Genomic DNA, 11,791 nt, shown 5'->3' with positions numbered 1-11,791 from the left:
CAAACTCTCCAATAAAGTTAGTTTGTCTAGCATCATAAAATAAAAATTGACGTTTCACGTTGTTTGTTTCGTTCAGTTTTCAAAGAACTTGTTTGTCGCTCATTCGCGACTTCCTTATGTTAACATTTTAATGTTTCAATGTCAACTAAGTTTTTTATTTCGTTTGTCGCGTTTTGCTCTGTTGCTATCAGCGACGTTTATTAATTTACCATACGTTAAATACTATAGTCAACACTTTTTAATAAAAAATTCTTTTTCTTACATAACTAATACATTCTTCTGCATTCGCTACTTTTCGAAACAAACAAAAAATGATTTTATATCGTTCTTCCATCGTCTTTTTCACAACATTATGTATACGTTCATCCTCAAAATCAAATAAAAGTTCATCAAGCTCTCTCTTTAATATACATTGCATTTCTTTCCGTTCTTCTTTTGTCATCATAATCCCAATCAAATAATCACCCCAACAATTACTTACATAAAAATAACACTCTCATCGATTTTAATCTTTATTATCCAAGACCGTTGAAAGCAATCTTTGTAGAATTTCAATCGTATTGTCTATCATATCCACTACTTACGATATTAATTCTTTAGTTCTCTTTTCAAATCTTCATGCATATAAGTAACTGAAAAGGATTGGACAAAGGGGCGGAATATTATGTTTTTCTTTTTTATCACAAGTAAGCGCAGATTTAAGCACATTAGTTTAATAATTGTACTTTCCTTATTTACAGCATGGTTGCTTTTCTTAAAAACGTATTCTCATGAATCTGCTTTCTCCACTGCTACTGGACCAAAAGTTATTTATAAAGGCGATACCGCTAAGAAACAGGTTGCATTAACGTTTGATATTAGTTGGGGAGACAAAAAAGCAATCCCAATCCTTGATACATTAAAAGAAAGAGAAATTAAGAACGCAACATTCTTCCTCTCTGCAGCATGGGCCGAAAGACATCCTGATATTGTCGAACGCATCCTAAAAGATGGCCATGAAATTGGCAGCATGGGCTACAATTATACATCCTACACTTCACTAGAAGCGAACGAAATGCGAAGGGATCTTTTACGTGCACAAGATGTATTCACAAAACTTGGTGTGAAACAAGTCAAGCTCTTACGCCCTCCTAGTGGTGATTTTAATAAAACAACGCTCAAGGTGGCAGAATCTCTTGGTTACACCGTTGTTCACTGGAGCAATAATTCAAACGACTGGAAAAATCCTGGTGTAAATAAAATTGTATCAACCATTTCTAACAATTTACGAGGCGGAGATATCGTTCTATTACACGCTTCTGATTCCGCACTTCAAACAAACAAAGCTCTACCATTGCTCCTGCAAAAATTAAAAAGCGATGGTTATGAACAGATACCCGTATCGCAACTAATCTCTAATACAAGTGCAAAGAGTAAAGATATCAATTAAACCACTCAACTCTCACTTATCCTGTATTAGCAATCATCAATAAGAACCCAAACCCATTGAATGAAGTTTCACGGTATGTTATCTAATATTTCTCTACACAAAAAGGATGTACCACCTCATAAAAAAGGTGTTACATCCTTTTTTATTTTTCCCCTTAACTAGCTGCTTTACTTCTTTGTCCTATTAAACGATGTAATATAAGTAACTGATATGCATTGCACAGTAAAAGTGGTATAACCATTAAATATAGCCAATCCGTATCATTAACCCGAAGCGCTGGCACCCATTCGAGAATCGTTACAACAACCATAAAAAATAAAGCAGGTACAAACGCCTTTTTATTTGTTTCTTTACTCTTTATATAAGCTACAATGGCACCAAATATAAATAAAACCCCAGCCACAAGAATATTATTGCCTAATGAAACATCTCCATTTGCAATAAGCACAGATCTTAAATAAACGAAGTCAAACAAGACAAACGCAATAAAAAAAAGCTGAACCGCGTTCCAAAGAGAAGACGAACGAAACATTCCTAACCCAAAACGATGAACTGTTAAATAAGCAAAGAAACCCATCTGACTTATAACACTAAAAATAAAACCGACACCCATTAACCAAAAAGAAACTGCTAAAATCTCTCTTCCGTCGAAATTTTGAAAAAATTTAGCGTACTTGTCCCAACCTAAAATAAAGCCGATAAAGATTGTGCTAATCCCACCAAGAAACAACGTCGTAAAAAATAATCGTACCCACTTTCGACTATTCACAACCCATCCCCCATTATTCATATATTTCTAATTAAATTGTATCAATGACAATTTCAAAAAGCTAGCCATGAACATGTATAAATTCCTTAAAGATATTTATATTAAAAAAGAGAACTGTGTTGAAAGGAGCTCCCACTTATGAAACGGATGCTGCTCGTTTTGGTTTCTTCGATTCTGTTTACTCTACTTGGCGCATGTGCACAAGGAAAAGAAGCGAAATCCGAATTAGATTACGATCAAACAAAAAAAATGATTGTCGATATTTTAAAAACTGATCAAGGGAAGAAAGCGATCCAAGATGTATTAACCGATGAAAAAATGAAACAAGCACTTATATTAGATGAAACTGTAGTAAAGAAAACAATTGAAGATGCAATGGTATCCGAAAAGGGACAACAGTTTTGGGGAAAATTATTTAAAGACCCTGAGTTTTCAGCGAAGTTTGCTAAAAGTATGGGGAAGGAACAAACAAGCTTAATGAAAACCCTATTAAAAGACCCTGAATACCAAGCAGGCGTTATAGAAATTATGAAAAATCCCGAAGTAGAAAAAATGATGCTACAAACTATGAAAAGTAAAGAGTATCGCCAATATTTGCAGCAAGTATTAACCGAGACTACGGAAAGCCCACTCTTCCAAGCTAAGATGATTGATATCATTGGCAAAGGTGTTCAAAAAGCCGAAAAAGGTGGAGGTTCTGAGAAAAAAGAATCTGGTGGTGGCTCACAAGGTGGGAACAAAGGACAATAATAAAGAAAATGACTATATATTGTAAATTCCCCAGCACTATATACTAGGATGGGGAATTTTCTACTTCTTTTATTTACCTCGCTATATGCAGGCAGTAATGCTCTCACCTCAAACTTCAGCGAAAATAATGAAGTTTGAGGTGAGAGTTAATAATCAGCGAGAGTTAAAAAAACTCCACTAATTAAAGTTTCACTTTATTTCTGTTTCACAGATGTTCTATCAATAACTTGTTCAGCTATTGTTCGATAGATAATTCCTGTTTTATGTGTACCTTCGTATACTGATGGCGCAAAGTCTTCTTTATTCCAATCCGGTTGCTGAAGTGGAATTCTGCCTAGCACATCAGTTTGTAGTTCTGTGGCTAATTTATCTCCTCCACCTTTTCCGAATACATATTCTTTTTCACCAGTTACTTTACTTTCGAAGTATGCCATATTTTCAATAACTCCAAGAATGCTATGTTCAGTGCGCAGTGCCATTGCACCCGCACGAGCCGCTACAAATGCAGCAGTTGGATGAGGCGTTGTTACAATAATCTCTTTACAAGATGGGAGCATTGAATGAACATCTAATGCTACATCCCCTGTACCTGGTGGTAAATCTAGTACTAAATAATCTAAATCACCCCATTCCACTTCTGTGAAAAAGTGATTTAGCATTTTACCAAGCATTGGTCCTCTCCAAATAACTGGTGCATTATCCTCAACAAAGAAGCCCATTGAAATTACTTTAACCCCTAATCGCTCCACTGGAATAATTTTATCCCCTCTTACAATTGGACGTTTTTCTATGCCCATCATATCTGGCACACTAAAACCATAAATATCTGCATCAATAATACCGACTTTTTTCCCTAAACGAGCTAGTGAAATCGCAAGGTTAACCGAAACCGTTGATTTACCCACTCCGCCTTTTCCACTTGCAACCGCTAAAAATGTTGTTTTAGAATGCGGGGATAGTAGCGATTCACTTCCCTTCTCTTCTTGCGGTGGTGCAAACTGCGCTAGTTCTTCCCCCGTAAATTCGGCAAAACGTAAACCAACTGTTGCTGCTCCAAGTTCTTTTACAAGTTTAACAATAGCAGCCTGCAACTGCATTTGTTCAGCAGTCCCTGTTTTTACAATCGCAATTTTCACGCTCACATGCTCTTTCTCAGGCTTAACAGTTACCTCTTGAATTGCATTTGTTTCTTTTAATGTTTTATGTAGAAATGGATCAGTAATCCCTTCAAGCGCCTCGACCACTTGCTCTTTCGTTACCATAATTACCCCAGCCCCCTGTATGAAAAATAAAGTAATGTTAAATGAATTGGGTTTGTTCATTTTTATTTTCAAAATAAATGCGTTTACATTTCCAGTATAACATATTTTCCAAAAACTTCGTTAACGAGAGGCCCTCAAAAAAATCCTCCTTACTCAGGAGGATTTCCTTTTTCCGTAAAATAACGTAGTATCCCCCGGTATATCGCAGCTGCAACCTTTTGCTGATACTTCTCTGAATTTAACATATATCGTTCATTTACATTCGATAAAAAGCCGGCTTCAACTAAAGCACCTGGTGTTTTTGCATACTTAAGTAAATAGACATGAGAGATTGTTTTAGCTGAACGATTTGTGTTTTCTAGACTCGTTCGCAATTCAGCTTGTATATACTTTGCTGCACGTTCATTCTCAATTAAAGAGCGATAATAAAACGTTTGTGCTCCCTTCGAGCTACTGCTAGGCAAAGCATTTAAGTGAATGCTCACAAAAAAATCTACATCAGGCTTATTAATGATCTCTACACGTTTTTTGAGATCCTCTGCTTTGCGCCTGCTATATGACTTTGTGTCTTTATCAGCTAAATCATAATCTCCCTCTCGCGTTAAAATAACTAAAGCACCTTGTTCTTGTAAATAATCTTGTACCATTTTGGTAATTTCCAGTGTAATGTTTTTTTCTACAATATCTTCCCCACCAACCGCCCCTCCATCTGGTCCCCCATGTCCAGCATCTAGCACAATTACTTTCCCAGATAAGGGTAAATTCCAAGCTCGCCACGATTTTGTAATTTGAAATTCTTGTTTTACCAGGAAAAACAATACAATAGCAGCCAGCACAAAAGAGATAATTCGAATTCTCTTCATACCTTTCCTCCTCCAGCTAGTCCCTCTAATTACTTATATGGGACAAGAGGAAAGTTTATGCTTCTCTTAATGCAGCTTTAAACGATATCTTCTTTCACCTTTTTCGTATCCTTCGCGCCACCATACGCTAATAAATTGCTGGCATGATTCATAAAGTTGTTCCTCATCTTTTGATCCTATCTCTCGCGCGGTCATACTCGTTAAAAAATGAAATAACATTTCCGTTAATTGTTGCTCTTCTTCTAAAGCTCTATATTTCACATCGAAAAAAGATTCGCCATAATAGCCAAATTTACTATATCTTGCTCCTAGTAAGTACGATTCAATTCCTAGTTCAATACAATAATCTTCGTACTGACGATGCAATTCCTTCATATCAAAAGCATCACGGATATTTGAACGCAATGTTTTTAATGACAATTCACGGAGCATCTTCCGTTCATACTTCAATTGCTTTTCTTTTTGTTTTTCTTGTAAGGTGACAATGACATTCATAGTACTTATAAACCTCCCTAATACGTATTAGTCTAAACTTCTAAAGACGAAGCATACGTAAGAAGGTAGCACTAAAATATTCCAAGCTATAATACAAAAAATTTAAAAAAACGGTGCAAAACCTTTCTTTTTAGATGGGAGAGAGCATCCGGCCATGCAAGAAACGGTCAGACCCTTTTTTCTGTCCCATGCCGTGTGAAAACAAAAGGAATATACAGATAGATGCAGGTTGCCTTTTATTCTTCGTAGCAGCAACTTATATAGTGAAAAATCAAAATAGGTTTATCCTGTGAACTCACGGTCGATGATGAAAGGTTTAATTTATATAGTTCCATTGATTAAGACATAATAAAAAACCCCAGCCGAGTGGCTGGGGTTTGAAGTTCGCAAAAATTAACGTTTTGAGAACTGAGGTGCACGACGTGCGCCTTTAAGACCGTATTTTTTACGCTCTTTCATACGTGCGTCACGAGTTAATAGACCTGCACGTTTTAATGTTAGACGGTATTCTGGGTCAGCTTTTAATAAAGCGCGAGAGATACCGTGACGAATAGCACCAGCTTGACCAGTGTATCCACCACCATTTACGTTTACAAGTACATCGTAGTTACCTAAAGTTTCTGTTGCAACTAGAGGTTGTTTCACTACTTCACGTAATGCAGCAAATGGGATATAGTTTTCAAAATCACGACCGTTAATGATAACGCGTCCTTCGCCTGGAACTAGGCGTACGCGTGCTACTGAACTCTTACGACGTCCAGTACCATAGTATTGTACCTGTGCCAAAGTAAGCCCTCCTTTAATTAATTATCCGCGAAGTTCGTAAACTTCTGGTTTTTGTGCTTGGTGTGGATGCTCAGCTCCAGCATACACATTTAATTTTTTAGACATTTGACGTCCTAAACGTCCTTTTGGAAGCATGCCTTTAATTGCAAGCTCTAACATTTGTACAGGGTAGTTTGTACGCATTTCTAGAGCTGTTCTTTGTTTAAGACCACCTGGGTGGTTAGTGTGACGGTAGTAAATTTTATCGTTTAATTTATTACCTGTTAAATGAATTTTCTCAGCGTTAATAATAATTACATGATCACCCGTGTCAACGTGTGGTGTAAATGTTGGTTTGTTTTTACCACGTAAAATGGATGCTACTTCACTAGCAAGGCGACCTAAAGTTTTATCTTCAGCGTCAACCACGTACCATTTACGCTCAACTTCGTTAGCTTTTGCCATAAAAGTCGTACGCATTTGTTTCCCTCCTCGTTATCTTTTCCATAGAAAAAATCTATTGTTTATCTTAAACACGATTTCCTTCCGGGGCTAATCGTGGTTTTAGAAACAATACCATATGTTATGATATCCTTTTGAGATTCTAATGTCAAGCAAATGTTACACCAGGATTAGTTGTTATAGTTTACCTGCCATAAATAAAGCCCTTGCCCTGGCACCATCTTCCCAGCAAAACGACGATCTTGTTTTTCTAAAATCTCTGGAATGCTGTCAGGAGCTATCTTTCCTTGTCCTACGCTAAGTAGCGTACCGACAATAATTCTAACCATATTATATAAAAATCCATTGCCTACAAAACGAAAAATTAATTCATCATCTTGTTCAATTAAATCTATTTCATAAATTGTTCGCACTTTATCTTTTTTATCAGTTTTTGCCGAACAAAATGAAGTGAAATCATGCGTCCCTATAAAATAAGGAATTGCTTTTCTTATAGATTCTATCTCTAGTGGATACGGATACTGATATACATAATTTCTACGGAATACATCAGCTGTTTTAGATAATAATACACGGTAACGATACTCTTTTCTCTCCACACCGTAGCGTGCATGGAAATCTTCTGTTTTTTTCTCTACTTGCAAGGCAACAATATCATCTGGCAACATTGTATTTAAAGCATTCATCCATTGCCATTCTTCAAGAGACAACGGTGTATCAAAATGAATCACCTGTCCTCTTGCATGAACAGTAGAGTCCGTTCTTCCTGATGCCTGAACACGAATAAGCTCTCCTTTATGCAATTTTTGCAGAGCCTTTTCTATTTCTTGCTGAACAGTACGATGCTGTGGTTGAATTTGATACCCACAAAAATTGATACCATCATATGCAACTGTACATTTTATTCTTTCCATCTCTCTATTCTCCATTACGATCGCACCCATGCTAGAATACACGCTAAACAAAGTAAACTCACTATTGTTAACGTATCGCTTGTTTTCCAGCGTAGCTGCCTAAATTTAGTACGTCCTTCACCGCTTTGATAACCTCGTGCTTCCATTGCAATTGCTAAGTCCTCAGCACGCTTAAAAGCACTAATAAACAGAGGGACAAGTAAAGAAATAACTGCTTTCAGCCGATCCTTTATCGGTCCACCAGCAAAATCAATACCACGGGATGCTTGTGCTTTCATAATTTTACTTGTCTCATCCATTAATGTTGGAATAAAACGAAGAGAAATAGACATCATTAATGCGATTTCGTGAACAGGAACTTTTAAACGCTTTAATGGTTTTAATAACGTTTCCATACCATCCGTAATCTCGATTGGTGTTGTCGTTAACGTTAATAATGTTGTCATTAAAATAATGACAAAGAAGCGTATTGAAATATATATCCCTTGCTCTAATCCTTTTTCATGTATCGAAAACCAACCAAGCTGGAACAGTACATCCCCTTCTTTATTCGTAAAAATATGCAGGAAAAATGTAAAAAGGAAAATCCATAAAATTGGTTTTAAGCCCGAAAGTACATAACGAATCGGCACTTTTGCAAAAAATAAAGCAATGAGTGCATATAAAAATAAAAATCCATATGAAATCGCATTATTTGCTAAAAAGACAACAAATACATATAAAAAGACAATCAACAGCTTCGTACGAGGATCAAGTTGATGAATGAGTGACTGACCTGGAATATATCTCCCAATAATCAACTGCTGCATGATTCATGACCACCTTTTCGTAACACCTGTACAACTTCATGAGTAAGGTCCTCTAAAGATAAGGTAGCCTTTGGAATCGAAATACCAAACTTCTCTTCAATTGCACGTTTATACTTTAAAGACATTGGAAGATCCACACCGATTTGTTCTAGCTCATCCGCATGTGAAAATACTTCCTCTGCTGTTCCTTGCAAAAGGACCGTTCCTTTATGCATAACCACAATTTGATCCGCATATTTAGCAGCATCCTCCATATTATGGGTAACAAGGATTACTGTAAGCCCCTGCTCCTTATGAAGCTTATAAAACATCTCCATAAGCTCATGGTGCCCCTTTGGATCAAGTCCTGCTGTGGGTTCATCTAATACAAGCACTTCCGGTTCCATCGCAAGTACGCCTGCTATTGCAACACGTCTCATTTGTCCACCGCTTAACTCGAACGGAGAACGTGATAATAATTCTGGATCCAATCCAACAAGCTCGATTGCATCTCTCGCCTTTTGCTTTGCCTTGTCTTCAGGTACACCGAAATTTGAGGGTCCAAAACAAATATCCTTCTCAACTGTTTCTTCAAATAGTTGATGCTCTGGAAATTGAAAGACAACCCCTACCTTTTTTCGCAGTGGCTTTAACTTCTTCGCTTTCTTTTGTGCGGAAATTAAATGTTCTCCAATTTGGACTGTACCATGTGTTGGCTGCAATAAGCCATTTAAATGTTGAATCATCGTCGATTTGCCGGAACCAGTATGACCGATAATGGCATAATAGCCCCCACTTGGAAACGACACGTCTACATCATAAAGCGCGCGTCTTTCAAATGGAGTCTTATATTGATAACGATGCTCTACCTTTTGGAATGTAATCTCCAAAGTTCGTTCACCAAGCTTTCCATTGTAAGATGCGTATTTTGCAGCGGAATTTCATTTCTTTTTAATAATTCTGCTATTTTCACTGAAAAAGGTACATCTAAACCAATTTCTCTGAGCATATGAGAGGACTTAAAAATTTGCTGTGGTGTCCCTTCCTCTAATATTTCTCCCTTATTCAAAATAATGATGCGATCTGACTGCGCAGCTTCTTCTAGATCATGCGTAATTGATAAGACAGTAATCCCTTTCTTACCAACAAGCTGTCTAACCGTTTCAACTACTTCACGTCTCCCCTGTGGATCTAACATTGATGTTGCCTCATCCAATATTAAAATAGATGGTTGGAGAGCTAAAACACCTGCTATCGCAACACGTTGCTTTTGTCCACCAGATAATGAATGCGGTTCTTCATTTAAAAACTCCTCCATCCGAACAAGCTGCAACGCTTGATTCAGCCGTTCTACCATCTGTTCCCGGGGCATTCCAATATTCTCAAGCCCAAATACAACGTCGTCTTGTACTGTTGTACCTACAAATTGATTATCTGGATTTTGAAATACCATACCAATTTGCTTTCGAATATCCCATACCGTTTCCTCAGATAGAATCATTGTATCGTTCACAGTAATCGTACCTGATTCTGGTAGAAATAAACCATTTAATAATTTTGCAAGGGTAGACTTTCCTGAACCATTTTGTCCAATAACAGATATCCACTCTCCCTCATATAAAGAGAATGATACATCTTTTAACGCATAAGAAGTTGCCCCGGGATATTGAAATGATATATTTCGTGTGCGAAGCTTCTCTTTTTTCAATACAAGGCACCCTCTTTCGTTACTTCGCCAAGTTAGCCTATTTTCTTATATTAAAAAAAAGGGCCATGACCAGTTACTTGAAAAGAACTGTCCTGCCCTTTTAATTATCATTATACTAACTCGATAATTACCATTGGTGCTGCGTCTCCGCGACGTGGACCAATTTTTGCAATACGAGTGTATCCGCCTTGACGCTCAGCATAGCGTGGAGCTACATCAGCGAATAATTTTTGAAGTGCATCTTGACCAGTCTCAGCGTTAGCAACTTCATTGCGGATGAAAGATGCTGCTTGACGACGAGCATGAAGATCTCCGCGTTTACCTAAAGTGATCATTTTTTCCACTACAGAACGAAGTTCTTTTGCACGAGTTTCTGTCGTTTGAATGCGCTCGTTGATAATTAAATCAGTAGCTAAGTCACGTAACATAGCTTTACGTTGCGCACTTGTACGGCCTAATTTTCTGTATGCCATTCGTAGTTCCCTCCTTTGTTGATGAATTTAAATCCTCAGTCGTCTTTGCGTAAACCTAAGCCTAATTCCTCAAGCTTATGTTTAACTTCTTCTAAAGATTTACGTCCTAAGTTACGAACTTTCATCATATCTTCTTCTGTTTTGTTCGCAAGCTCTTGTACAGTATTAATTCCTGCACGTTTTAAGCAATTATAAGAACGAACAGAAAGATCAAGTTCTTCAATAGTCATCTCTAGAACTTTTTCTTTTTGATCTTCTTCCTTCTCGACCATAATCTCAGCATTTTGTGCTTCATCAGTTAAACCAACGAAGATGTTTAAATGCTCAGTTAAGATTTTGGCACCCAAAGAGATAGCTTCTTTTGGCCCGATGCTTCCATCCGTCCATACATCAAGCGTAAGCTTATCATAATTTGCCACTTGTCCGACACGTGTCTTTTCCACTTGGTAAGTAACACGTGATACTGGAGTATAAATAGAATCAATAGGAATAACTCCTATTGGTTGATCTTCGCTTTTATTTGCATCAGCTGGCGTATACCCACGGCCACGCTTTGCAGTTAAACGCACGCGGAAATGCGCATCTTTTGCTAACGTCGCAATGTATAAATCTGGATTTAAGATTTCAACATCACTATCGTGAGTAATATCACCAGCTGTGACAATACCTTCGCCCTGTACATCGATTTCCAACGTCTTCTCTTCTTCAGAGTAGATTTTAAGAGCTAACTTTTTCAAGTTTAAGATGATCGTTGTAACGTCCTCTACTACGCCCTCTACATTATAAAAAAAAAGAAATACTCAGTAGATTATGAAGTAAATAACAGCGGAAAAACGGAGTGAGGATAAAATAATACTAATTAAGGAGTTAACCAAAGTAGTACCATATCCACGCTCAAGCGGTTCAATCACGAATTTACCATACTTAGCATCTTCGTTAAGTTCAACCGTTTCGATTTTCGGTTTTTCAATCTCAATCATTAACTAAACCCTCCTTCAAAACGTCGAAACCCCGGCTAAACAAAGGAAAAACCTCTGTTTAACCGAAAGTCCCCCTTAGGCAGTTCCCGATTGTGCACAACAAGCGATGTTTCTGTACGAAATTTCTCGATAA

Annotated in this window: 14 protein-coding genes and 1 pseudogene; 2 read left to right on the top strand and 13 right to left on the bottom strand. The window is 37.3% G+C overall.

Annotated elements, in window-relative coordinates; translation table 11 throughout:
- Window positions 1–238 precede the first annotated feature (238 nt).
- Window positions 239–457, bottom strand: a complete 219-nt coding sequence (locus tag ACIQ7L_RS24710; RefSeq protein ID WP_400572404.1) for a hypothetical protein — start codon at window positions 455–457, stop codon at window positions 239–241.
- A 207-nt stretch (window positions 458–664) separates the two neighbouring features.
- Here ACIQ7L_RS24710 and pdaB point away from each other — a divergent pair, with 207 nt between their 5' ends.
- Window positions 665–1,429: a polysaccharide deacetylase family sporulation protein PdaB gene (gene pdaB, locus ACIQ7L_RS24705; protein WP_400572402.1), complete on the top strand. Its 765-nt coding sequence runs from the start codon at window positions 665–667 to the stop codon at window positions 1,427–1,429.
- A 154-nt stretch (window positions 1,430–1,583) separates the two neighbouring features.
- On the opposite strand, the gene ACIQ7L_RS24700 is transcribed toward pdaB, so the two are convergent.
- Window positions 1,584–2,198, bottom strand: coding sequence for a KinB-signaling pathway activation protein (locus ACIQ7L_RS24700; RefSeq protein ID WP_400572400.1), 615 nt, complete (start codon window positions 2,196–2,198; stop codon window positions 1,584–1,586).
- A gap of 138 nt (window positions 2,199–2,336) precedes the next feature.
- Between ACIQ7L_RS24700 and gerD the strand changes: the two genes are divergently transcribed.
- The gene (gene gerD / locus ACIQ7L_RS24695; protein ID WP_400572398.1) at window positions 2,337–2,948 is read left to right on the top strand and encodes a spore germination lipoprotein GerD; all 612 of its coding nucleotides are present in this window, start codon (window positions 2,337–2,339) and stop codon (window positions 2,946–2,948) included.
- Window positions 2,949–3,142: 194 nt separating this feature from the next.
- Here gerD and ACIQ7L_RS24690 read toward each other — a convergent pair whose 3' ends face one another.
- From ACIQ7L_RS24690 to ACIQ7L_RS24640, 11 genes and pseudogenes are all read right to left on the bottom strand, one after another.
- Window positions 3,143–4,210: an Mrp/NBP35 family ATP-binding protein gene (locus tag ACIQ7L_RS24690; protein ID WP_400572396.1), complete on the bottom strand. Its 1,068-nt coding sequence runs from the start codon at window positions 4,208–4,210 to the stop codon at window positions 3,143–3,145.
- Between the two features lie 149 nt (window positions 4,211–4,359).
- Window positions 4,360–5,073: an N-acetylmuramoyl-L-alanine amidase CwlD gene (cwlD, locus tag ACIQ7L_RS24685; RefSeq protein WP_097898918.1), complete on the bottom strand. Its 714-nt coding sequence runs from the start codon at window positions 5,071–5,073 to the stop codon at window positions 4,360–4,362.
- Between the two features lie 66 nt (window positions 5,074–5,139).
- Complete coding sequence (locus ACIQ7L_RS24680) at window positions 5,140–5,568, bottom strand: DUF2521 family protein (protein ID WP_097898919.1); 429 nt, start codon at window positions 5,566–5,568, stop codon at window positions 5,140–5,142.
- A gap of 393 nt (window positions 5,569–5,961) precedes the next feature.
- Complete coding sequence (rpsI, locus tag ACIQ7L_RS24675) at window positions 5,962–6,354, bottom strand: 30S ribosomal protein S9 (protein ID WP_000079986.1); 393 nt, start codon at window positions 6,352–6,354, stop codon at window positions 5,962–5,964.
- Window positions 6,355–6,375: 21 nt separating this feature from the next.
- Window positions 6,376–6,813, bottom strand: a complete 438-nt coding sequence (rplM, locus tag ACIQ7L_RS24670; RefSeq protein ID WP_400572394.1) for a 50S ribosomal protein L13 — start codon at window positions 6,811–6,813, stop codon at window positions 6,376–6,378.
- Between the two features lie 152 nt (window positions 6,814–6,965).
- The gene (gene truA, locus ACIQ7L_RS24665) at window positions 6,966–7,709 is read right to left on the bottom strand and encodes a tRNA pseudouridine(38-40) synthase TruA (protein WP_400572392.1); all 744 of its coding nucleotides are present in this window, start codon (window positions 7,707–7,709) and stop codon (window positions 6,966–6,968) included.
- Window positions 7,710–7,723: 14 nt separating this feature from the next.
- Window positions 7,724–8,518, bottom strand: coding sequence for an energy-coupling factor transporter transmembrane component T family protein (locus tag ACIQ7L_RS24660; protein ID WP_097898921.1), 795 nt, complete (start codon window positions 8,516–8,518; stop codon window positions 7,724–7,726).
- A complete protein-coding gene (locus ACIQ7L_RS24655) occupies window positions 8,506–9,387 on the bottom strand; it encodes an energy-coupling factor ABC transporter ATP-binding protein (protein ID WP_400572390.1) in 882 nt (293 codons plus the stop codon). Before ACIQ7L_RS24655 ends, ACIQ7L_RS24660 begins: the two co-directional genes overlap by 13 nt.
- Window positions 9,363–10,205, bottom strand: coding sequence for an energy-coupling factor ABC transporter ATP-binding protein (locus tag ACIQ7L_RS24650; protein ID WP_400572388.1), 843 nt, complete (start codon window positions 10,203–10,205; stop codon window positions 9,363–9,365). Before ACIQ7L_RS24650 ends, ACIQ7L_RS24655 begins: the two co-directional genes overlap by 25 nt.
- A gap of 110 nt (window positions 10,206–10,315) precedes the next feature.
- Window positions 10,316–10,678, bottom strand: coding sequence for a 50S ribosomal protein L17 (rplQ, locus tag ACIQ7L_RS24645; RefSeq protein ID WP_000331491.1), 363 nt, complete (start codon window positions 10,676–10,678; stop codon window positions 10,316–10,318).
- Window positions 10,679–10,713: 35 nt separating this feature from the next.
- Window positions 10,714–11,658 (bottom strand): annotated as a pseudogene (locus tag ACIQ7L_RS24640) (DNA-directed RNA polymerase subunit alpha).
- Between the last annotated feature and the right edge of the window lie 133 nt (window positions 11,659–11,791).

This window comes from Bacillus sp. NPDC094106 (assembly GCF_044764345.1).
Lineage (GTDB): Bacteria > Bacillota > Bacilli > Bacillales > Bacillaceae_G > Bacillus_A.
The sequence above is the reverse complement of the archived record's forward strand: the minus strand, read 5'-3'. Positions and strand labels throughout refer to the sequence as shown.

What these genes read in the sequence shown, in the direction of transcription:
- pdaB (WP_400572402.1), top strand. Translation starts at nt 665, where the DNA reads ATGTTTTTCTTTTTTATCACAAGTAAGCGCAGATTTAAGCACATTAGT.
- gerD (WP_400572398.1), top strand. Translation starts at nt 2,337, where the DNA reads ATGAAACGGATGCTGCTCGTTTTGGTTTCTTCGATTCTGTTTACTCTA.
- ACIQ7L_RS24690 (WP_400572396.1), bottom strand. Translation starts at nt 4,210, where the DNA reads ATGGTAACGAAAGAGCAAGTGGTCGAGGCGCTTGAAGGGATTACTGAT.
- cwlD (WP_097898918.1), bottom strand. Translation starts at nt 5,073, where the DNA reads ATGAAGAGAATTCGAATTATCTCTTTTGTGCTGGCTGCTATTGTATTG.
- ACIQ7L_RS24680 (WP_097898919.1), bottom strand. Translation starts at nt 5,568, where the DNA reads ATGAATGTCATTGTCACCTTACAAGAAAAACAAAAAGAAAAGCAATTG.
- rplM (WP_400572394.1), bottom strand. Translation starts at nt 6,813, where the DNA reads ATGCGTACGACTTTTATGGCAAAAGCTAACGAAGTTGAGCGTAAATGG.
- truA (WP_400572392.1), bottom strand. Translation starts at nt 7,709, where the DNA reads ATGGAAAGAATAAAATGTACAGTTGCATATGATGGTATCAATTTTTGT.
- ACIQ7L_RS24660 (WP_097898921.1), bottom strand. Translation starts at nt 8,518, where the DNA reads ATGCAGCAGTTGATTATTGGGAGATATATTCCAGGTCAGTCACTCATT.
- rplQ (WP_000331491.1), bottom strand. Translation starts at nt 10,678, where the DNA reads ATGGCATACAGAAAATTAGGCCGTACAAGTGCGCAACGTAAAGCTATG.